The following is a 21,751-nucleotide window of genomic DNA, read 5'->3' on the forward strand; positions in this document are numbered from 1 at the left end:
CAACTTTTCCAGTTCGTTATACTCAGATTCATTCATAAGAAAATCCTTTGAATGCAAGGGCTATATTTGCCTGAAATTGTCCTAATCGCACATAATCTACACAGAATCAGAGGGCTATAGTTTATCAATTAACCATCGTTAACGAAATAATCGACACTCAACTCAAATGTTTAAGCGATTGCTTAACGCCTCCATCAGTATATGATATTCTTTCTTATAGCGTTCAATACGTGCATAATCTTTCTCAGTCGGCTTCAGAATACGTTTGATATCCATATTGCTCTCTAAATCATGCAGTTTCACTTTCAAAGCAAGAAAATTCCTTGAGATACGGTTGATGTATTCCTCTCTTGAAGATGCGGTATGATGGTTGAGAAGGGTCAAAGCCTTTTTTATTTCATCGCGCTCCTCAGTGGTCATGACGTGTGTTACTGAGCAGGGATACACAGCTATATCTTCCATCCAATCCTCCCACCAATCTTCCTCATACCAATGCTCTTTAGGATTGTCAACCACCCTCGATATTTCCTGATCGAGCAAATTCATCACATCCTCTACCATCACATTGCAATCCTCTGGTGCGTCATGCAGAAAGCCCACCACTTTTTCTTTCCAATCGAATCCTGCATCGGCAACTTTTAAAAGGTGAGATTCAAAATAATTATTACCCCCTTTATCAACCTGTCCTTTGTGTAGCTTTTGAGCCACCAATCCGGCGGCATATATGATTTTTGTCATATAGCCCATGTCATTTTCCAGGCTGTCAAGACGTTCTTTAGCTTCCGTTGGATCAAATGTAGCGATAAAATCATAATATTGACGCATAAGCATCTCGGTATCCGACATCGGGTCCATGAAATCAAAAAGAGTATCCATATACTCGTCCATATAGTTCAGATCTCTTTCCTGAAGAGTAATAAATCCGGCAAGCATAGTTTTGACTTGTCGAAAACGGGCATTATTCATCTCCACTATAGGACGAAACGCCTCTATCAATTCTTGTGAGAGTAATGGATCTTCCATAAGTGTATTTTTGTCAATTATCATATTTATTCAATGACTTCCCATGTGCCGGACTTTAAATCTCCAACACGTTTGATACGGTTTTCCGATTTCAACACATCAATGATTCTAAATATTGTTCTTCGTGTAACATTTAATTCCTTAGCGATTTGAGTCACACTAACCCGCTTATTTTTTCTCATCAATTCAATAACCACCTCTTTACGGATATCAGTATCATTGATGACATTATTGGTGACATCATTGGTGACATCATTAGTGACATCATTAGTGACATTGGTACCACTTTCTGCTGTATTTACTATGACAGTAGGCTTTTTTTCTATGACATCGGTGCCATTTTCTATGACATCGGCGTTTTGGACAACCACTTTGAATGTGGTATAATCACCGAGAAGGAACTCGGCAGGATTACTTTTGTTCTCTTCAAGAAGTGCCGAAACGGTATTTACACCGCTGCCGAAACGGTTGACATAACCGAGATTCATCATTATCTCAGCTATGTTGGGGTTGCGATAGTCGGTTTCATTGGGGAAGTTCTCCAAGTTAACTTTGCCATATAAGTTGCCCGGATTGTCAATCTCTATGCGGTCGCTATACTCGTAGAATTTTATCGGGGAATTGTTGCCGTTATAGGCGCGGTGCATCACGGCATTCATGGCGAGCTCACGAATTGCTTCCCACGGATAATTGATACGTGGTTCCTCGCGTAGCACACTGACAAACTCTGGTCGCTTGTTCTCGATTGAATACTTGATGAAATATTCCAGTTCCTTCAACATCGAAATAAGATTGCCCTTGAAGCGGTTTTCTTTCAGGACCTTTGTTGCACGGTTAGTCCCGGCAAACTTAACATACTGAATGTATGCGCCGGGAATGAAATATTGAGGATCGTGGCCGAGCAGAAGTATCCCGGCGTAGGTCGGGCAATTAAACCGTGTGTCGAAAAGTCGCAACGATGCCATCTGCTGAATAGGCGTGCGTTTATCCTTGGCCAATGTTGCCGGAGAGACAGCTTTAGGCAGATATTCATTCTTGAACAGTTCGACATCAATGTTGTCAATTGTAGCCTCGCGGCATGGGCTACCATCGAAAGAAGAACTATGTATCTGTCCTTTTTCGGTCAGGATGCGTTCCTCCTCCGTGTTCGCTTCCGCTTTCCTCGCTCCTATCCTAATCCAGATCACGCCTTTATATCTGACCGGGGTGTCTTCGCTTGGCTGAACTTCAATAACCGCAACTTCGCCATCAGGAAACGTCTCTTTGTAGACCATCATCGCCGGTGGAGGGAGAAGCGTTCCGGAATTACGAAGTCCTGCGTATGAACGCAGCTGCTCATCAGTGAAAGTCTGCCCGTCGAGATTCCCATTATCATCAGCACCGATAAGAAAATAGCCCGGCTTCTTCGTGTTGCGGATGTCATTGGCAAATGAGCAGATAGCCTCCGACATTTTCTTGGTGTTGTCGGTGGATAACGTACGTTCCACGCGCTCATTCTCAATATCGCTTAAAAGCGACCGTATTTCATCTTTTGTCAGAGGCATATCTAAGTATATTTATGTTGCAAAGTTAGTGATAATTCGCGGATTGCACAACCTGTTAAAGCCAGTGGGACAATCACGTTTTATTTGTCGGTTGGTCAAATTTCCTTCGAAATCGCGCACCGAGCCAAGGCTCGACATGCGCTATTTGCCAACTCGCGAATAAAATTATTTGTTTATTGCTGAAATCACAGCCATGATTTGTTCCGGGGTCATACCCTTTAGTAATTGGATGGCCTGCTCCTCTTTCGTCATTGCAACATCTGCTTCTTCTTGCTGTGTATGCTTGGGCGCTGCCTTCTTTTTGAACAGAGTTCGCAGGGTGTTGTCGGTTTTGGAGGTGTCAAAGCTTCCCATATATCGTTCGGTAGTGGCGAGGTTACTATGCCCGAGGATATTCTTTATGGCAGAACTTTCGGCGCCTGCCTCCTGTGCAATGTGGGCAAAAGCATGACGGCTGATGTGCATAGTAAGATTCGTTGTGATTTCTGCCTTCTCCGCAATCTTTTTCAGATACTTATTTATGAGGGCGTTCTTGGCTGAAATCTGTTGGTAAAGCTGGTGACGTAACTCTGGCTTCATTCTGTCCTTATCAGCTTGAGTGACAAATTTTGCAAACGGGGCATCATTGTCAAGCAAGGGGAAGATATAATCATCCGGATTGATATCATCATTATGATAATACCGAAGTATATCCAAGGCCTGATCAACAAGCAAAAGGTCTCGGTCTTTGTGGTTCTTGCCCATTTGGTAGTGCAACCTACCATTCTCAGTGACGTTACGCCAACGGAGCTGAATCAGGTCGGCGGCACGGATCCCGGCGCAATAGTAGCTGAACAGGAAATAATTCTTGCAGTGCCATATCAACGACCCATCTTCCAATTCGAGTGAGATATTTACCAAATCAAAGACTCAGAAATCTGTGTCGAAACCCGATATTGCCATGAATGGGCATCATTTTCCGAAAAAGTAGTTTTAATAATTGAATCAAACTACGGATATTCAAAAGGAAAGATTATCTTTGACTAATTTTAGTCCCGAAAATCACTATGGGAATATTTGATTCATTCAAATCAAGAAATAATAGACAGATGAAAAATAATGTATCTTCGGAAAATAAAGATAAAAATCATGCCCCCGGAGTATGTGACAACTCTCTTGACACTAAATATACGCCTGAGAAAATTTCGACTCTGGGCCGAAGAGATATTTTCGTGTTTGGTAGTAATCTTGCCGGACATCATGCGGGTGGTGCCGCAAGAGTCGCCTTTAATCGTTTTGGCGCAGTATGGGGGCAAGGTGTGGGTCTCCAAGGCAATTCGTATGCTATTCTGACAATGCAGGGAGGGATCGATACTATTAAGCCATACGTTGACAGATTCATTGAATTTGCAAAATATGAGAAGGCTCTTACGTTTTATGTAACTAAAATAGGGTGTGGCATTGCTGGTTTTAAGTTGAATGAAATCGCCCCCTTGTTCAAAGAGGCTCTGATATTTCCAAACATCCGCCTCCCCAAAGAATTTGTGGATATCATCGGTAAAGACAATGAAGAGGCACCAAAGGAAGATCTATTGCGTCATTCTCACGGGGTCACAAGGACTTTTGCAGATTTAGTGATTGCGCGGAACAATGAAGTCAAATTCAGATCTCCTGACGAGGTTATATCATTTTTAAACCAATATTTTGAGAGGTTCAAACGGAATGGTGATGACGTAGCCTTCATTGCGGTACGCATCTTTTGGAATATTCTCCATGAAGAGGATATGTTTAAGAATGGCCGACTTGATGTTGATGCTTTGAATAAACATCTTTTTGAATTCCCTTCTTATAGTAGTGAGATGGATAAAGCGTATGATTCCTATTGCAGAGAGAAGCTCTTCAATATCATAGTCTACCTAAACCGCTTCCGCAAGTATCGTTCTTCCGAGGAAATCCTCTATGATGTTAATCGTTCCGGAATCACTCACTTCTCTCATTGTGGGCCTAACTGCGATTATTTAGGGATATTCAGTTAATGGCTTGATTTTTCAAGCTGAAAATGGAGCGTGGTCGCCCTATGGCGGTGCTGTTTTGATTATGAGGGCAAATTTTCAATTCTCGGCGCATAAAATATGACATTTCGGACAGATAGGAATACACTGATTCGCCTCCGATATGTTTCGGAGGTGAGGTGACAGTATGATTTTTCACGCTCGCTGTTTCTTCTTTTCTTCGATGGCGAGTTGTCGGGCGGCAAGCGTTGCGGCATTTGCCATGTGGATGCCGAAAAAGAGCAGCAGCGTCTCGCTGCGGGAGTTGCGTGCAGCAATCCGGCTGACACCGTAGTGCTGTTTCTGGTTTCCGAAGCTGCCCTCCATGGCGGTAGAGCGCAGTGTCCCGATTATTCGTCGGGCTGTGCTTATGTCGGTGTTTTCATCCTTTGGCTTCGGGCCTTTGCGGACAAAACATGTCGTTATGCCGTTTTCGGTACAGTACCGCCGGTTGTCGTTGTTGGCATAGATGGTGTCAGCTCCGACTTTGGCGACTTTGACTCCGGTCAATTCCTGTTGATATTCAATACACTCCTGTAATCTCACGCCCTCGTTGAAGGCTTCGAAGGAATGATGCTCGATGAATGATATTCCATCAATCTGGATGTTGTTGACCTTGGCTCCGAACTCCACTCGCTTGTTCTCCTTGCCTCTGACGATGGGCCGGATGTACGGACGGTCTATGCTGACGATGCGTTTCTTCACCTCCTTTTTCTGAGCAAGCGCTCTCTGCTGTCGATACACCTCTTTAAGAGCGAAGAGACGCTTGCTTTGCTCGGCGGTGAGCGCGATGTCAACGGTGTGTATCTTGCAGATTCTGTTCCATTGCCCTATCTGTTTGGAAAGCAAGCCGAGCAATCGACGGCGGAGTTTGACAGTGGCCGCCCTGCTGTGTTTGCGATGCTTGGCATAGGTGAGTCTGGCGCGGTCAATATCACGATACTTGTTGCGCGGCAGCCGTTCCTTCTGCGCCTTGCAGGTCTTTGCAATTAGAGATTGAAGCCACTCGCAGCATTCCCACAACAGTTTTACATCTGTCGGGAACCGCAGATGGCTCTCGTAGCAGGTGGCATCGGTCAGACACAAATCCTTGTTTCTCAGCGAGCCGCCCCATTTGCCATACAGGATTTTCTGCAGTTCTCTGATGTCCAGAACTCCGGCTATGCGCTGACGGATAGCAATGACTATCTTGCCGTTCTTTATGGGCTTGGCGGGATCTATGAGCACCCCGCAGAACATCTGCATGTGTATGTTGCCGTTGAGCATCTCGATCAGGCCGTCATCCGATTGTCCGGTATATGGTTTGAGGAACATCAGCGCAACCTCTCCCTCCGGCGGGAACATCGGCGTGTTGCCTTGAGGATGCGTTTTGGGAAAATGCGAGCGGATTTTCTCTGCCAGCTCCTTCAATGGCAGTTGCGCATGGATGCGCCCGAGCTCGCTTACGGCAAAACTCTCGCGATATTTTTGCATAAAATCGAACTCGGTAAACGGCAACGTGGCCGTAATCTCAGATATTTTTCGTAACTTCACGAACATTTATTTTTAAGAATTACCCCCGAATAAGCCCGTGATGGGTTCATCGGGGGTTCTTTGTAAAGTTACAAAATATCTATAACTCTGCCAAATAATCAGTTAGCCATTAACTGAATATCCCTAAGTTAATGGCTCAAATCATCCGTGAAAACGAAGATGAAGCATATAAATCTTTACTAATTGAATCGTCCGAGGATGGGCTATGGCTTAATATCGCAGATTGTACCAATCGAGGAGCTGGGGCATACCATGAATTGTATGAGCAAATGATTGAGGTATTTGAGCCGATTATACTTAAATTCGTCAAGGATAATGCTGTTCGTGATAACGTTGGCTTCTGTGTTGCTGATTTCGGAGATTACGGAACGTCTCATGTCGCACCATTTCTCTGCCGGAAACTAAATGCGTTGGGACTAAATGTACATGTTGCTATTATTGAATCAAATTTGGACATAAGATTGAAAAATAAATTTATTGCGGTGTCTAATCAACTGAAGGAATTATCTTGCACATACAAAGTGTTCCAAGATCCTGAGGATAGTAATTTTGAGTGGAACCGGATTGATGAACATTCGCGGAGTTTATTATCGAAAGCTGTTTCTCATCTGAAATCGGTACTATCAGAATAAAATGTGTGCAGTGATTTTCGACAAGCACATACAGTTGAAATCTATGAGTTGTGCTCATGGACATTGTCAACCACAACCTATTCCAAAGGCAGTAAATGTCTTCGTTAAATGACGGATTGCTGCAATGCTCGTTGTGCGTTCTGCTCAAACGGTGGTTGCCATAAAAATATCGAAGCATTTAATCATGTTAAGTTGTGGGAGGTTATTGATGAACTAAGGGAAAAAGACATAATTATAAATCGCATCAATATAACCGGAGGAGAACCCTCTGTGGCCTCTGAAATAGTGAATCAAATCCTTGCGACAGCCAGCACAGAACAGTATCTTAATATTCATTTACATCTGAACACGAACGGACTTGTTCCTGCCTCGCAAGATATGATGCGTCAACCTCGTTGGGACTCAATATCTATGTCATTACATCATTATGACCGTGATAAGTTATCAGAGATATATGGCGTTTCTATTTCGGAAAAGGCATTAGAGTTTGAGGATATAGATTTGGAGAGAGTTAATGCCAGCTGCAATCTGATTCGAGGTTTCATCGATAAACCTGCCGAAGTTGAGAATATGATGAAGTTTGCTATCGCATTGAGGTTACCTCGACTTGGCTTCGTCGCTTTAATGAAAGTCAATGATTATTGTAAGAAGCATTATGTTGATTTCGATGAAATAAACTTTACAAACATTCCTCACTTATATTTTACTGAGTCACGCAATCGTGGTGCAGACTGTAAATGTAGAGGGTGTTTCATAACGATTGTTAATTTGCTGTAAGCCTGTTCAAGAGCATTGCCACACCTGCTATGATGACCATCTGTCGTGCGACCTCCAATGTATCCTCATAATTTCTGCATAAACGTCGGAAGTTGTCAAGCCATGAGATAGAGCGCTCCGCAACCCATCTGCCCTTTGCCGGGATAAACTTCCCGTCAGAAGAACCAGACAAAGTGATTTCCACGTTCATGCCAAAGGTATTTCTCACAAGTTCAATCAAATCTCCGCGATAGCCTCTGTCTGCAAGAATCTTCTTGATGACCGGGTGCGAGGCGGTAAGTAAAGCCAGAAGCATCAAACCGCCTTTGGAGTCATGTATGTTAGCGGTAGTTGTCTTTACATCAAGCAGATGCCCATTCTCGTCAACTGCAATCTGCCGTTTTATTCCCTTGACTTTCTTGTTGCCGTCAAAACCTTTCGGTGAGGGATATGAGGCAGCCCGCACACTTTGAGCGTCTACAACCGCAACACTTGGTTCCGGTGTCTGACCTTCCTGAAATCGCACTTCTGCGACAAGGCTGTCAAGCAGATTCTTGAACTCGCCGATGGCACTCCATGCACGGAAATAGTAATATACGGTCTGCCATGCCGGAAAGTCATGAGGTAGATTACGCCATTGACAGCCGGTCTTGTCCACATATAGAATGGCATCAAAGACAAGGAAAAAATCATATTTGCTCGTCCAATTATCCATTGGAATTGTTTCTTTTATGAAAGCTTTCTGTGCTTCTGTTAAATCAGAGGTGTACATTTCTAAATCCTTTCTTATAATTGTCAACAAATAAACAATTTAGAAATGTCCTCTCCTTTAGCAGAGGCATTTTTTTGATGGACTATCTTAACAGTTGTTATGAAACACCCTCGTAGTAACTATCTGTATAATCACAATGGAAGGATTTTGGAGGTGTATATGCGGAATTACTCCAATCCGAACTATTGCGAATCCTCACTGCTGTATGACGGACAATATTTAAGACAAGGGTTTCATGATGACAACATCATATACTGATATACAGCGTTTGTTTGAACAACGGAAGAACAATCCATTGTTCAATACGTCATATCCATTATCGCCTGGTGATTGGGCTAAATACTCAACGTCTGGCACTTTGTCGTTTGATGCCTCAAAACCTATTGCGTTTTACTTACACATCCCTTTCTGCCGTCAGATTTGCTCTTTCTGCGAATACACAAAGATGTGTGTGCCGGACACTGAAAAACAGCGCAACTATATCGCGACTTTAATCAGAGACATTGAACGATTTGTCGAAAAATACCCTGAATGGAAGTTTTATGGCTTCGACATCGGAGGCGGAACTCCGACAGCATTGGATCCTGAGGTATTTTCAGAGTTGATGATATGGTATAAGCACTTTATCGGAGAGAGAATGGTGACTGATAGATTTGAGCCAAGCATTGAAGGGACATTCGATTCTATGGCCTCAGATTATCAAGGCTATCATAAGAGCCGTTTGATAGCCAAAGCTAGGATAAAGCGATTATCCCTCGGTGTGCAATCTACATCAGACAAGGTGCTTAACCCGTTGCATCGAAATACTATTTCAAGCAAAGAGATGGCGGAGGCAATAGAAGAATGGCATCGACTTGGCATATCAAAAATCAACCTTGATTTAATGTATGGCTTGCCGGGACAGACAGTGGAGAATATCCGAAAAGATATTGAAGTTATTCGGATGCTTAATCCGGAGCAAGTCACCGTTTATGAGTTCCGGACGAACCAGCTTAACGCTCCCTATAAAACTGATAATGACACGTGCTTTACGCAATATTGCGAACTTTACGAAGGCTTGATTCGCCTTGAGTATTACGGCGAATTTGGCCGCAACACTTTTAGTCGTGATGCTCATGATATGGGATTGTCATCTTACCTCCGACATCGTATGTTTGACGGCTGGCAATACAAGGGGTTCGGAATTTCTGCACAGAGTATGTCTGAATATGGTGTCTCTTATAACATGGGCAAAAATGAATCAACCGGCAAACTAATTGATAATCATTCTTATGAGTCAATCGCTTATTATGATTTGCCGTCAAATGAATTGCTAAACAAGTTCATTGCAATATCCGGTTATTCAGGAGGATTTTCCCTTTCGGGTGCCAAAAGTCTATTCGGGGAGGATTTTGCCACACGTTATAATCATATATTGCACTTCTTGATTGACGAGAAATTGGCAACAATTTCAGGAGACCGACTTCAACTGACAAAAACAGGATTTCGTCATTATGGAGCTATCTTATCGCTATTCTATTCTTTAGGTACTGTATGAATATCATATTTCTTGACTTTGATGGAGTTATGGATACGGCATCATATGATATGTATCTTGTACGTAATGGTATGTCGGAATGCGATGAGAAAGGGCGTCCGGTATTCGACCCAAAGTGCATCGAGAATCTGAAACATATAATAGTGGCAACCGGGGCAGACATTGTCGTTACTTCTGATTGGAATATATCGACTCATATAAGGATTTATTGAAGATGTGGCGACAGAGGGGAATGCCGAGCTTTATGATAGACACAACACCAAATGTCAGCAACCACAGAGGTGACGAGATAGCACGTTGGCTGAACGAGTGTAAGGAGGATTGCAATTATGTGATAATTGATGACCTCGATATAGCTAATTTCAATACTGACCAACTTGATAAATTAGTGGTTGTAAATCCATTCTATGGACTTAATGAGAATATCGCTCAGCAGGCTATAGACATCATCAACAAACAAAACCTTAAACAATGATACGCAATTTCATTCTTCAACATAAGATATTCTTTATTACAGTATTATCGCTACTTCTTGTCAAAGTTATATGGGTGGCGTGGTCGTGCTGGGGCAATGGCTCTTTTGATAAGGAAAAGAATGATTTGCTCCAGCGTAAGAATTTTCTTGTCAGTAAGATAATGGTTGAGCCACGCAAACTGCTCAGCGAAATGCCGAGTGGTATAGGATTACAGTTTCAGGGTGAATGGGCATTGTATTCATGCTCGATGCAGACGGAGGCATTATCAAATTTGGCTGGACTATACCCGGAAACAAAAGAAGAATCTATCACAACCATTGACAGTTTGATACAGATTGTCAAGTCGTCGGAGCTAAGATTATATGATAAACTACGATGGGGCGAAGATCCTCTTGAATCTTTAGATGGGGAGGATAGTCATGTATCTTATCTGAGCCATTTGGCTTGGATGATTGGTAACTACAGAAGAATTGGTGGCAATACAAAATACAATCAGTTGCATGACTCTATTTGTGAAACAATGAATCGACGCATACTGAAATCACCAATCCTGAATATCCCCACTTATCCTGACGAACCTGTTTATGTCCCGGATATGATGGTGGCTATTGTTGCTCTTTCTGATTACTCAGCTCTTAACAACGGCAAATATTCTTCAACGGTCACGGGTTGGATAAACAGGGCGAAATCTGAGTGGATTGATGCCAAAACTGGACTTCTCGTTTCATTCCTTGACAACAACGGGCAAATCGAGGCACCGATAAAGGGTTCATACTCCGCTCTCAATTGCTACTATCTGACGAAGATAGACTCAACATTCGCTAAAGAACAATATGAGAGGCTGAAAACTCATTTTTGTCAAAGTCTTCCAGCTTCCGGTATCAAAGAGTATCACGACAGGACTTGTTGGCTTGGTATGGATATAGATGCCGGGCCGATAATCCTCAATCTTAGCCCCAGCGGTACAGCCTTCGCCATTGGTTCTGCTACCTATTTCAGTGACACAATCTTTCGGAAATCACTATTGAGAACGGCTGAAATCGCGGGACATACAATCAAATGGAATGATAAGCGTAATTATCTTCTTGGAGACATAGCATTAGTTGGAGAAGCAATCACACTTGCAATGCGAACAAATGTTAGGAAAAGGTAATGAACACAACGCCGCCTTTTGGCGGCCGAAATTTTGGGCAAAATGAAGGTGACGGAGGTCTTATGCTCCGCCACCTTCATCGTTGATATGGCATTGGCTATGCTCTTTTTGACTCGTCATTGTTATCTTAAGCGGAAACTCGTCGACTTTCAGTTCTTTCTGCTATCATCTTCTTGTTGGCGTTGATGATACCGGCTATCTGCTCTGCATATTCGCAGACTCCGTTGGCAAATGCCCGGCATTGGATGATTGAGAAGTCTTTGAGCGAGATTTCTACTGTGGCGATTGTTCTGCCTCCCATTGTGGCGGTGAACACAAGCGTATCTTCTTTGAGGTAGTAGCCGGACGAACCTACGCAGATGTGTTGCATCTAACATTTGAAAAGGGACCCAGGTAGAGCAATTGAAAAGGGACCCACCCCATGGGTAAGTTCAACCGGATATCGTTGATTAGAAAGAACGACATCAACGATTCCACAAAATGCTGCATCTAACATTTGAAAAGGGACCCAGGTAGAGCAATTGAAAAGGGACCCACCCCATGGGTAAGTTCAACCGGATATCGTTGATTAGAAAGAACGACATCAACGATTCCACAAAATGCTACACATGGAGGAAAAAACATCCATTATTCTGTCTCATCGCCGCGAGGGGATGAGCATCCGCGAGATAGCGCGCCGCAACGGCATGAGCCGCAAGACCGTGCGCAAGTATCTGCGCGAGTTCGAGAGAGAGGCCGGCCCGTCACCGACAGAGCGGGAGGTTGACGATTATCTGCTGACCAGGCCGAAGTATGACAGCAGCGGACGCGTCAGGCGTGTTGTGACCGATGATGTCCGCCGTCGCATCGATGGTTTTATCGCCCGCAACCGGGAGAACGTCGCTGCCGGATTGCACAAGCAGCAGATGCGCAAGCTCGATATGTGGCGACGTCTTCAGGACGATGGCGTGCGTATCGCCTATTCCACAGTATGTCAGTATGTCCGTGCGCTGGAGGCAGCGCCGAAGTCGCAAGAAAAGCCTGCAAAGGCATATATCCGTCAGGACTATGAGCCTGGATTCCGTTGCGAGTTCGACTGGGGCGTGCTTACCCTGTGGATCGGTGGAGTCAGGACTCGCCTTCACATGGCGGTATTCACCCTCGACCACAGCAATATGCGCAAGGCATATCTGTTTTCGCGCGAAGATACCCTGGCTCTTATGGAAGCCCACCGCAACTGCTTCCGGGAGTTGGGGGGCACCCCGCGCGTGATGGCCTATGACAACATGCGTACCGCCGTAAAGAAGTTCCTCGGGCGCGACCGCGAGCACACGGATGCGCTGCTGCGCATGGAGGTACACTACTGTTTCACACCCCATTTCTGCAACCCTCGCTCGGGATGGGAAAAAGGCAAGGTGGAACGTTCGGTGGAATATATCCGGCGTCGTGCATTCTCGTTCGAGGTCCGGTTTGACTCCCTGGATGCCGCGCAGACGCATCTGGCGGCAGTCTGCGACAGGCTCAACACAGAGGCGTCCAACATGTCGGCGGAAGAAAAACGCCTGCGCATACAGGCCGATCTGGCGGCGCTACGTCCGTTGGACCACGGTGACATCGGCTGCTTCGAGCAGCGGCTGTACCGCGTCGGAAAGTATTCAACGATAACCGTTGACGGAGTGCACTACTCTGTGCCCGACCGTCTGGTGGGCTCGCAGGTGGCGGTAAAGCTGTATTCCGAGCGCATCGTGGTGCTTTACGGACGCGACAAGGTGGCCAATCATGCCCGAAGCCGACGCTCCGGCGACTGGGTCATCGACCTGATGCATTATCTGGGTACATTCCTGCGCAAACCGGCCGCTCTGGGGCGGTCTGTGGCTCTGCAACAGGTACATCCGTCGGTGGCGGCGCTTTACCGCGAACACTTCCGCGAGTCTCCGCGAAGCTTCATAGAACTGCTTGTGTTCACCCGCGACAACAATCTGGCATACACTGACATCGTCCGTGCCGCCACAAGTCTTTCGTCCCGCGGGCTCCAGCGCCTCTCATCTGAACAGATACAGGCTCAGATGATCTCGGCGGAAGGACATATGCAGTCAACCGCCGATATCGCGGCAACGAACGTTCCCGACCCGCAACAGGCTGAAATAGAAAGTTCGGCAAGCCATACCCTTGACATGCTTTCATCATTTATGGAATATACCCGCGCATCGCAGGCAGACTGAATACCCCCCCAAAAAACAACCAATACACTGAATGACAATGACAGACATACATGAAACAGACCGTGACGGACTTCGGGAGCTCATTCGCTCATGCGCTTTCGACCTTAAACTCCCGCTTGTGAGGCGAGACATCGACCTGCTTATACAGCAGAGCGCCGACGAACAATGGAACCTATGGCGGTTTACAGCCGAACTGCTCAGGCGCGAAAAAGAGAACCGCTCTGAAAACCAGCGCCGTCACCGCATCAAAAACGCAGGGTTCCCGCAACTTCGCTATCTTAACGAAATCGACACCGACGCTCTGCCCGCCGATGCCCGGAAAGCGCTCCCGACACTCGAGACACTCGACTTCATCAAAAACGGACGCAACCTCATTCTATACGGCAATCCCGGAACAGGCAAGACTCATCTGGCGACAGCTCTCGGTATCGCCGCATGTAATGCCGGACACTCGGTGCTGTTCACATCCGTGCCAAGACTGCTCACGCAGATACGCGAGTGCCGCAACGCTTTGACACTCCGGTCGCTGGAAAACAAGTTCGAGAGATACGACATGGTCATCTGTGATGAGTTCGGATACGTCTCCTGCGACAAGGCCGGCGCAGAGATGCTCTTTAACCATCTCTCCCTCCGCACCGACAAGAAGACGACCGTCGTCACAACCAATCTCGCCTTCAACCGCTGGAACGAGATTATTGACGACAAAGTACTGGTCACCGCAATGGTAGACCGCCTGACCCACAAGGCTATACTGCTTAACATGACAGGCAAATCATACCGCATGAAAGAAACTCAGGAAATGATGACTCAACAAATATAATTATCTTTGCATCCCCATCCCGGGTGGTCCCCTTTTCAAATGCTATCCGGGTCCCTTTTCAAATGTTAGATACATGTAGATTTCCACCAACCCTACAGCCACCATTCTGGAGAGGATATTGTGCATCTTCTTCCTCCCGAGTTTCCACCGCTCCGCGAGACCTATCTCCGAGAACTGCGCCTGACCAGGCTTCAGGTTGAGCGGTCGTCGGTATGTGCCGTCATATCCGGCTGCGGTTCTCATCTCCTTCAGTAGTCCGGTGAAGATGTCGATATTCCGTATCTCGTTACCGTCATTGTCGGTCGTTGTTCCCGATAACCATTCAATGGCATCTGCCGTCAGCTTCAGGCTGATGCTTGAAAATGGATTTATATTTTGTTGCTTCATGTGCGTAATTTTTTAAGATGTGATTTTCATTGGAGATTTTATGAAGTCTGAACTTTCCGTTTCAATGATTGGCTTGGATAGGTCTCGTTCAAGTTCCTTGTTCCTTCAAAAAATAAATGGATACGGCATCATCTTTTAAGAAAAAATTTCATACTCTGTGATGATGGCAATATTGTTGAAGTCACGAAACCTTGAAAAGATAAGACAGGCACAACCGGAAAGGTAGGGAAAATGGATCTATGTATTTTCTCCTGCTTCATCTACTTTGAAGGTGCGTTATTACCCGGTATGCCCGATGTTGTGTTTGGGGTGGCGGCTGTCTGTATCTTCGGTAGGTTGCTGACAATATTTTCTATATCTTTTTTGTCAGAAGATATAGCGAGTAACACCGATGTGATGTTGATGATGTCCTCCTTCTCCACATACTGCGACACGGTTTTCATAAGCTCAAGGCTTCGGGACTGCCGATGTTCGCGTATTGCGTCAACACCTCCTGTTTCCTTGTCGCATCCGAAGTTGAGATAGCGATTGATTGCCGTGCGGTCATACTGAGGCATGGATTCTGCCGAGGTCGTGCCCTTTGCCACTGCAAGCAGGGCGCGGAGCGCATCGGACTCGTAAGGTGAGCACCCTTGAAGGAACTCCATTATAATCCGGATTTTCTTCTGGTCAGTGGTCTTATAATCTTTTGATTTTGATTCTACGGTGGTCGCGGGCTTCGTGCCCTTTGTGTTGTTTGGAATGTCTGTTACCATAGCTTAGGTTGTTAATGTGATTTTCTGTTGTTCGCAAGGTAACGCTCAGCCTCGCTGTCTATCTCGCTCTGCGATGATATGCGGATACTCGTCAGGTATGCGTCAAGGTCGTCCGGGTCAAAGAAACAGAGCTTGCCGCTCGGCTTGTACATGGGGATCACACGTCTCATCATCATCTTGCGGAAGTAGGACAGCGAAAGTCCGAGATATTCGGCTGCCTCCTGTGAGTTGAGAAGTTTACGTTTTGTCTGCATCGGTAATTTTATTATTAAGTTAATGTTTATCATCTTGGAACAGTGCTGATTGATGGTCTTGTCAGCCTTTGGATTCCGATGCAAAATTACAACTGCCGCCATAGGGTGCAATGTGGCTTCCGTGGGGAAAGGTAAAAAAAGACAAACGCACTGTACGCTGATTTTCAGTCGTATAGTGCGTTTGCAAGTTTCCTTTAGATGTCGCAGGTGGGGTGAAACGGGAGTTCTACGGGATTCTACGCCTTGAACGCCATTCATTGATGGCTTTGTCAATAGATTTGCGGTAATTCTTGTTGTCCTCGGTAGCGTGGTCGGCGCAGATGTCGGTGCGGTGCTTGTCATAGTAAGACTTGTTAATGCCGCATCGACTGAGGAACAACTCAGACCATATCAACGCCTCTTTTCTTGGGGTGATGTTCTGCGACACGGCATAGACCATATAGCATACCCTCAGTTTCTCTTTCGGCACAACAGGTATAGCCTTTGCCTCTTCCCTTACGTTAAGGAAGTTGGCAAAGTCAAGTGGCGTGCAGTTATCAAACTGGTTGTCGTTGCATACGTCGTATATCGCCATGCACAGTCCGAGTTCCACAATGTCCCGCCACTTAGAGGTCTCGAAAAGGAGATTACCGCTCATTCTCCGTTCCCTTTCTCCAGACGGTCAAGGTCGTTGATTATGCTTCCGGCAATGCCGTTCATTTTTGCGGCGAGGGCATACAGATGGGAGGCTTTGAGGGAAAAGACATATCCGGCTCGCTGGTTTTCTTTCTCATATTCGGCATAAAGTCTCTTAACCTCAATCTGCCGTGTATCGTGTTCAGCCTTAGCCTTCTCACATTCCTTCTCCATTTCGGCATAATCCTTAGAGCCGAGAGGGAGGTAGTCAAGGCGGTTGTTAAGCTCACTGTACCGTTTCCAAAAGGGATTTAGCTGTTCCGCTGCTTCCTGAAATATGGAATAGTATTGCTTGGAGTGGGCGTTGGCGATCTGTTTGAAATCCATCCCCTCAAGTCTTCCTATATTATTAAGGAGAGTGGCGGTTTCTTCTTTGAGGGAAACGGCAAACTCCCTAAGTCCCTCGGTATCTTCCGTTGCCATCCTCTCGGCTTCGTCGATAAGGACGTTTGTATCCTGACAGTCGTAGTAGAACCGTGCAATGACATTCGCCTGTTCAAAAAGCATAGTACCGTCTGTACATGTTTCAAGAATAAAATTGACTTCTTTTAACCGCGTCAATAGGTTATGTATAATCTGGTCAACCATAATTGATCAAAAAGCTATATCATTGACACTTCTTACAAATCCAATGAATTTTCATTTAACAGGAAATCATATATGCCGATTGTGGTAATCCCAGCCTCATTTCTCAAAACAGGAGTGTCTTCGCCAACGATAATGATTTTCTTGAAGGAATCGTCAATATTGCGCAGTGACGCTTCCTCCTGCTTCATCTTCTCTTCATCCGGCATCCTGTAGGCGGATTGGATATAGTAGCGTCTGCTGCCCATATTGCAGACGAAATCCACCTCAAACTGTTTCCTTTCCCGGCTGCCATCCTCCTTTCTAAGTTGTACCGGCACGACACCTACATCGACATTAAAACCACGCACACGCAATTCATTGTATATCACATTCTCCATCAGATGTGAAGGCTCTGTCTGCCTGAAATTAAGCAGGGCGTTACGCAGGCCGCAGTCAGTGAAATAATATTTATACGGGCTGTCGATATACCGTTTCCCTTTAACATCATACCGGCTTGCCTTCTCAACAAGGAACGAGTCACAGATGTATTCCAGATACGACGTAAGCGTCATGCGGTTGACTTTCGTATGCTTAACGCTCTCGAATGTGTTTGTCAGTTTGGTGGGATTCGTCAAAGTTCCAATATCAGATGCCAGGATGTTGAGCAGTTCATCAAGCATTTCTATGTTCTTGATGCTGTAACGTTCCTTTATATCCTTGATATAGGTATGCGTAAAAAGCCCTTTCAGATACTCGTTCTTTTCTTCCTCAGATGATTTCTGAACAACCTGCGGCAGACCTCCGAAAAGCATATAGGTGTTTAATGCACGGTCTTTCTGTAAGTCCATATATGGGAAGACCTCACCGAAACTGAGAGGGTAAAGCTTTATCTCATCGCCTCGTCCTCTAAAAGTAGTGATTACATCCTTGGAAAGAAATCGTGCGTTGCTACCTGTTACATACACGTCGGCATTAGGCATATTCAGATAGCTGTTGAGCACGTCCTCGAACTCGCTGACATGCTGTATCTCATCAATCATTATATAATGGACGGCATCATCAGTCAGTTTTGAGTCGATGTAATCAAGCAGCGCATCTGGATCGCGCAGTTTCCTGTTTCGTCTGTCTTCAAGATTGATCGTGATGATGTGGTCGTTTTCCACACCTTGCTCCCTGAGCCACCCTGCGTATAGGGTAGATAACAAGAATGATTTGCCACAGCGTCTTACGCCGGTGACAATCTTTATCATTCCGTTGTGTCTGCGAGAAATGAGCTTCCGCAGGTATAGAGGTCTTTGTATTATCATAATGCCCATTGTCAAATATTGTGTCTTGTCACACAAAAAGACATCGCAAAGATAGCTCAAAAAGTCTAATCGCCAAGATAACTGCGAAAAAAAATGATTTACGGTTCGTTAAAAAAGGAAACTTATTAGGTGGGGAAGATTATTTTTTGTAATTTTGCGGCGTTGAAGTTCCACTGCCGCCACAGAGGTGTCGGCTAGAGTGGATTGAAAGGGAATCCGGTGAGAATCCGGGACAGTACCTGCTGCTGTGAGTCCCACGCAACGTTTCCGCACAATGTCATTGCCCCTCGCGGGGTGAGAAGGCGCGGACAACGGGGACGAGTCAGAAGACCTGCTTCAATACGATGCGATAATGTACCGCGGGCACTCGGCGATTATCTCAAACAGTATTGGCAAGGCTTTGGCTTTCCGCCGATTTCCGTTTAGGATATACATATACCGTCATATACCCGATTGGTTACGATTATCAAGTCGTACACAATCGGGTAACTTTTTTATTAACAATCTGCAAACTCTAAAACTGTTTAGTTATGAGAAAACATTTTACTAAATTCTTGGCTCTGACGACCGTAGCGGTCACAGCAGCCGTCTTCACCGGATGTTCCAGTGAAGATGAACCATTCGCCGACTTTGAGAGCAAAATGGAGGTTGAGAACCCAGTTAGTCGTGCGGTCGTGCAAGGCGATTCAACAATCATCACGTTTGATGATTTTGAATCAACCATGATGGCAATGCCCACTTCTTATGGTGCAAACTATTACGGTAATACCGGAAGCTATGCTCAGGTAAAGCAAATTAAAGATCCTTCTGGCATCTTTGAGTCATTAATCAATGTAATTGGTGGTTCTACCGCCTTCTATAATGGCGGTCTGGCTCTTTCTAAATGGAACTATCGGTCGAATCCTGGTAATGGTGCCAATATTACCGGTTCTGGAACTGGCGATTGGTGGTATTCATATAACAATCAGATGAGTGTGTACAACACCACTTCAACTGACGGAGCTAATGTTAATGCAGGTCATAGTGGCAATAACTTTGCAGTTGTATATGGGTATCAGGATTTTTACAATTCACAGTGGATGGCTAAGCCTTCTTTCTCTTTTATCCGAAAAAAAACTCTAAAAGGTCTGTGGTTTTGTAACTCTTCCTATACATATGGAGTGATAATGAAAGGCAATCAATTTGGCGCTTCTGGTGTAGCTACACCTTTATCAAAGCAAGTTGATGGTAATGGAAATTATATTGGCTATTTTCAAGTTGAATTAGAATGTTATAATGAAAATGGTGAACTGTTGGCCACCTATGTTCAAACTTTGGCAGACTACAGAAACGGGAAAAAACAAGATCCTGTTACCACTTGGACGTACTGGCCAATTAATCAGGCAAATGTAAAAACCGTAAAACTGAACTTCTCTGGTTCGGATACGGGGGACTACGGTCTGAACACTCCAGCCTATATTTGCCTTGATGATATTACTATTGAATAATCTAACTATGGTAAGCAACTTTGGTTAATCCTATTGTTGCTTACCATATTTGTATTTTAAAGAAACAATGCGAATCCCAAGTGTAACCTTATGTGTTTTACTTTGCACCTTTATAAGCTCTTGCAATAAAGATGATATAATTGTTGATAATGGAACTTTAAAACCTATTATCATCCTTGATAATGTGAGTGGAGTTTATAATGTTAAGGTGGGTAAGGAATTAAGCATTAGTCCTACATATAGGAATGCGGATGATGCTTTGTTCTCTTGGACTATTGACGGAAAACTTGTATCGAATCAAAAAGCTTTTTCTCATACATGGGAAGAAGCGGGTGATGTATTTATCACATTGCGAGTTGATAATGAAAATGGATATGCCGCAGAAGAACTTAAGGTGGAAGTAAAAGATTTACTTCCACCTGCCATTAATTTATTCATTCCCTCAAAAGGACTTAAAGTTCAAAAAGGTCATGACCTGCTTCTCGCACCGGAGATCGCCAATCAAGATATAGGAGATTTCAAGATTGAATGGTTAAGAAATGGAATTGTTGTGTCGGATAAACTAACCTATATATTTAATGAAGAAAATTTAGGTTCATATCCGATAACTATTAGAGCTTCAAATGAAGATGGGCTTACTGAAGAAGAGCTGGAGATTGAAGTAGTAGAAAATATGCCATATTCGGTTTCTTTTCAAAAACCGTATTATAATGCAAAAGAAACTACCAAATTTACTTTTGCAGGTCGCTCTGTTTTCTTAAAGCCTCAATTGGAATACTTTGACAATCCCGCTTTTCAGTGGGCCGTCAATGGCAAAGCTGTAGAAGGAGCTACTGAACCATTATTAATATTTACTCCTGAAAAGGACGGTGAGTATCTTATTTCAGTTGTAGTAACAGAAGAGGAGAATGGAATTTCTGTTGAATCAAAAATTAGAGTTGTATGTGAGCCTGGAGCACAGTCATCAAGATATCGAGCAGCAAATACCTCCAGCTCAGCTTATTCAACGAATGTCTTTGAATTTTTACCTGCACCCGGGCAATTTGTGAATGAAACGAATTCCGGCGGGTTCAAAGGTGATGAAATAACTTTTAATGCTGCAAATCAATATGCTGCAGAGCGACTGGCAAATAAAAAGTACGTTTCCCTTGGTTCTTTTGGAGGATACGTTATTGTCGGATTTGATCATAGTATTCCCAATAAAGGCGGATATGATTTTGCAATCCAAGGAAATGCTTTTTTAAGCGATCAAGGAGGAAGCAATGAGCCCGGCATTGTTTGGGTAATGCAAGATGTAAATGGGAATGGTCTTCCAGACGACGAATGGTATGAGCTTAAAGGTAGTGAGACTGGTAACGGTTCAACTATTCAAGATTACGAAGTAACATACTATCGTCCGGCGTCCGCACACTCAAATGTTTATTGGACTGATAATTTGGGAAATTCTGGGTCTGTTGATTACAATTCGTATCATCAACAGAGCTCTTATTATCCTCTTTGGATGAATCAAGAATCATACACACTGACTGGCACGAGATTATTGCCAAAAAATATTCAGATCCCATCTTCCGGTTTTTGGAATAACCAAGCCTATGAGTGGGGTTATGTTGACAATATAGGTAGTGATTGTATTGGAGGGGACTCCTATGATGGCACTGGTCAGATGAATGGATTTAAAATATCAAATGCCATATTTAAGGATGGAACACCAGTCAAACTGGAATATATTGATTTTATCAAAGTTCAGTGTGGAGTATTAGCAAAGAGCGGTCCACTAGGAGAGATTTCTACTGAAGTATTCTCTTTTCAAGACTTAAATATTAAGTAATAAGCAAAAAAATA

22 protein-coding genes, 1 pseudogene and 1 riboswitch are annotated in these 21,751 nt (G+C 44.4%); of the genes and pseudogenes, 11 read left to right on the forward strand and 12 right to left on the reverse strand.

The window, feature by feature from the left end; translation table 11 throughout:
* Positions 1–162: 162 nt before the first annotated feature.
* The 3 genes from ADH68_RS00170 to ADH68_RS00180 form a co-directional block, all read right to left on the reverse strand.
* Positions 163–1,023 (reverse strand): hypothetical protein, encoded by an 861-nt coding sequence (locus ADH68_RS00170; RefSeq protein WP_232321467.1) that lies wholly within the window; start codon positions 1,021–1,023, stop codon positions 163–165.
* A 26-nt stretch (positions 1,024–1,049) separates the two neighbouring features.
* Positions 1,050–2,567, reverse strand: coding sequence for an ATP-binding protein (locus tag ADH68_RS00175; protein WP_068960298.1), 1,518 nt, complete (start codon positions 2,565–2,567; stop codon positions 1,050–1,052).
* A gap of 165 nt (positions 2,568–2,732) precedes the next feature.
* The gene (locus ADH68_RS00180; protein ID WP_084273960.1) at positions 2,733–3,467 is read right to left on the reverse strand and encodes a tyrosine-type recombinase/integrase; all 735 of its coding nucleotides are present in this window, start codon (positions 3,465–3,467) and stop codon (positions 2,733–2,735) included.
* Positions 3,468–3,748: 281 nt separating this feature from the next.
* Here ADH68_RS00180 and ADH68_RS00185 point away from each other — a divergent pair.
* A pseudogene (locus ADH68_RS00185) lies at positions 3,749–4,105 on the forward strand (A1S_2505 family phage non-structural protein); the annotation flags it as partial.
* A gap of 648 nt (positions 4,106–4,753) precedes the next feature.
* On the opposite strand, the gene ADH68_RS00190 reads toward ADH68_RS00185, so the two are convergent.
* The gene (locus ADH68_RS00190) at positions 4,754–6,136 is read right to left on the reverse strand and encodes a transposase (protein ID WP_068960295.1); all 1,383 of its coding nucleotides are present in this window, start codon (positions 6,134–6,136) and stop codon (positions 4,754–4,756) included.
* A gap of 125 nt (positions 6,137–6,261) precedes the next feature.
* Here ADH68_RS00190 and ADH68_RS00195 point away from each other — a divergent pair, with 125 nt between their 5' ends.
* The gene (locus ADH68_RS00195) at positions 6,262–6,762 is read left to right on the forward strand and encodes a hypothetical protein (RefSeq protein ID WP_068960294.1); all 501 of its coding nucleotides are present in this window, start codon (positions 6,262–6,264) and stop codon (positions 6,760–6,762) included.
* Positions 6,763–6,870: 108 nt separating this feature from the next.
* Positions 6,871–7,539: a radical SAM protein gene (locus tag ADH68_RS00200; RefSeq protein WP_068960293.1), complete on the forward strand. Its 669-nt coding sequence runs from the start codon at positions 6,871–6,873 to the stop codon at positions 7,537–7,539.
* On the opposite strand, the gene ADH68_RS00205 is transcribed toward ADH68_RS00200, so the two are convergent.
* The gene (locus ADH68_RS00205) at positions 7,526–8,290 is read right to left on the reverse strand and encodes an IS5 family transposase (protein WP_068960292.1); all 765 of its coding nucleotides are present in this window, start codon (positions 8,288–8,290) and stop codon (positions 7,526–7,528) included. The genes ADH68_RS00200 and ADH68_RS00205 overlap by 14 nt on opposite strands.
* 235 nt (positions 8,291–8,525) lie before the next feature.
* Between ADH68_RS00205 and ADH68_RS00210 the strand changes: the two genes are divergently transcribed.
* Genes ADH68_RS00210 through ADH68_RS00225 form a run of 4 tightly spaced genes read left to right on the forward strand, consistent with a single transcriptional unit; the run spans position 8,526 to position 11,456 of the window.
* Positions 8,526–9,827, forward strand: a complete 1,302-nt coding sequence (locus ADH68_RS00210; protein WP_084273959.1) for a radical SAM protein — start codon at positions 8,526–8,528, stop codon at positions 9,825–9,827.
* A complete protein-coding gene (locus ADH68_RS14175; protein ID WP_068960290.1) occupies positions 9,824–10,039 on the forward strand; it encodes an HAD domain-containing protein in 216 nt (71 codons plus the stop codon). The genes ADH68_RS00210 and ADH68_RS14175 overlap by 4 nt, the downstream gene beginning before the upstream one ends.
* A 32-nt stretch (positions 10,040–10,071) precedes the next feature.
* On the forward strand, positions 10,072–10,302 hold the full coding sequence (locus ADH68_RS14180; RefSeq protein ID WP_133165753.1) for an HAD domain-containing protein: 231 nt from the start codon (positions 10,072–10,074) through the stop codon (positions 10,300–10,302).
* Entirely contained in the window at positions 10,299–11,456 is a 1,158-nt protein-coding gene (locus ADH68_RS00225) for a hypothetical protein (protein WP_068960288.1), read from the forward strand. The genes ADH68_RS14180 and ADH68_RS00225 overlap by 4 nt, the downstream gene beginning before the upstream one ends.
* Before the next feature lie 127 nt (positions 11,457–11,583).
* Here ADH68_RS00225 and ADH68_RS00230 read toward each other — a convergent pair whose 3' ends face one another.
* Complete coding sequence (locus tag ADH68_RS00230) at positions 11,584–11,826, reverse strand: PcfJ domain-containing protein (RefSeq protein ID WP_068960287.1); 243 nt, start codon at positions 11,824–11,826, stop codon at positions 11,584–11,586.
* Positions 11,827–12,055: 229 nt separating this feature from the next.
* Between ADH68_RS00230 and istA the strand changes: the two genes are divergently transcribed.
* Both istA and istB read left to right on the forward strand, forming a co-directional pair.
* Positions 12,056–13,657: an IS21 family transposase gene (istA, locus tag ADH68_RS00235; protein WP_068959738.1), complete on the forward strand. Its 1,602-nt coding sequence runs from the start codon at positions 12,056–12,058 to the stop codon at positions 13,655–13,657.
* 37 nt (positions 13,658–13,694) lie between these two features.
* Positions 13,695–14,477, forward strand: coding sequence for an IS21-like element helper ATPase IstB (istB, locus tag ADH68_RS00240; RefSeq protein WP_068961956.1), 783 nt, complete (start codon positions 13,695–13,697; stop codon positions 14,475–14,477).
* A 42-nt stretch (positions 14,478–14,519) separates the two neighbouring features.
* On the opposite strand, the gene ADH68_RS00245 is transcribed toward istB, so the two are convergent.
* The 6 genes from ADH68_RS00245 to ADH68_RS00270 form a co-directional block, all read right to left on the reverse strand.
* Positions 14,520–14,864, reverse strand: coding sequence for a hypothetical protein (locus ADH68_RS00245; protein WP_068960286.1), 345 nt, complete (start codon positions 14,862–14,864; stop codon positions 14,520–14,522).
* Between the two features lie 260 nt (positions 14,865–15,124).
* Complete coding sequence (locus ADH68_RS00250; RefSeq protein ID WP_068960285.1) at positions 15,125–15,619, reverse strand: hypothetical protein; 495 nt, start codon at positions 15,617–15,619, stop codon at positions 15,125–15,127.
* An 11-nt stretch (positions 15,620–15,630) separates the two neighbouring features.
* A complete protein-coding gene (locus tag ADH68_RS00255) occupies positions 15,631–15,873 on the reverse strand; it encodes an excisionase family DNA-binding protein (protein ID WP_068962014.1) in 243 nt (80 codons plus the stop codon).
* A 226-nt stretch (positions 15,874–16,099) separates the two neighbouring features.
* Positions 16,100–16,510: a hypothetical protein gene (locus tag ADH68_RS00260; RefSeq protein ID WP_068960284.1), complete on the reverse strand. Its 411-nt coding sequence runs from the start codon at positions 16,508–16,510 to the stop codon at positions 16,100–16,102.
* Positions 16,507–17,055 carry a hypothetical protein gene (locus ADH68_RS00265; protein ID WP_232321464.1) on the reverse strand — a complete coding sequence of 183 codons (549 nt, stop codon included), beginning with the start codon at positions 17,053–17,055 and terminating at the stop codon, positions 16,507–16,509. The genes ADH68_RS00260 and ADH68_RS00265 overlap by 4 nt, the downstream gene beginning before the upstream one ends.
* 113 nt (positions 17,056–17,168) lie before the next feature.
* Complete coding sequence (locus tag ADH68_RS00270) at positions 17,169–18,422, reverse strand: ATP-binding protein (protein ID WP_068962013.1); 1,254 nt, start codon at positions 18,420–18,422, stop codon at positions 17,169–17,171.
* Positions 18,423–18,570: 148 nt separating this feature from the next.
* Positions 18,571–18,775: riboswitch (cobalamin riboswitch) on the forward strand.
* Positions 18,776–18,952: 177 nt separating this feature from the next.
* Here ADH68_RS00270 and ADH68_RS00275 point away from each other — a divergent pair.
* Both ADH68_RS00275 and ADH68_RS00280 read left to right on the forward strand, forming a co-directional pair.
* Positions 18,953–19,909, forward strand: a complete 957-nt coding sequence (locus tag ADH68_RS00275; protein ID WP_068960282.1) for a DUF4465 domain-containing protein — start codon at positions 18,953–18,955, stop codon at positions 19,907–19,909.
* A gap of 67 nt (positions 19,910–19,976) precedes the next feature.
* Positions 19,977–21,737, forward strand: a complete 1,761-nt coding sequence (locus ADH68_RS00280; protein WP_068960281.1) for a PKD-like domain-containing protein — start codon at positions 19,977–19,979, stop codon at positions 21,735–21,737.
* Positions 21,738–21,751: the final 14 nt, after the last annotated feature.

It is taken from the genome of Muribaculum intestinale (assembly GCF_002201515.1).
Classification (GTDB): domain Bacteria; phylum Bacteroidota; class Bacteroidia; order Bacteroidales; family Muribaculaceae; genus Muribaculum; species Muribaculum intestinale.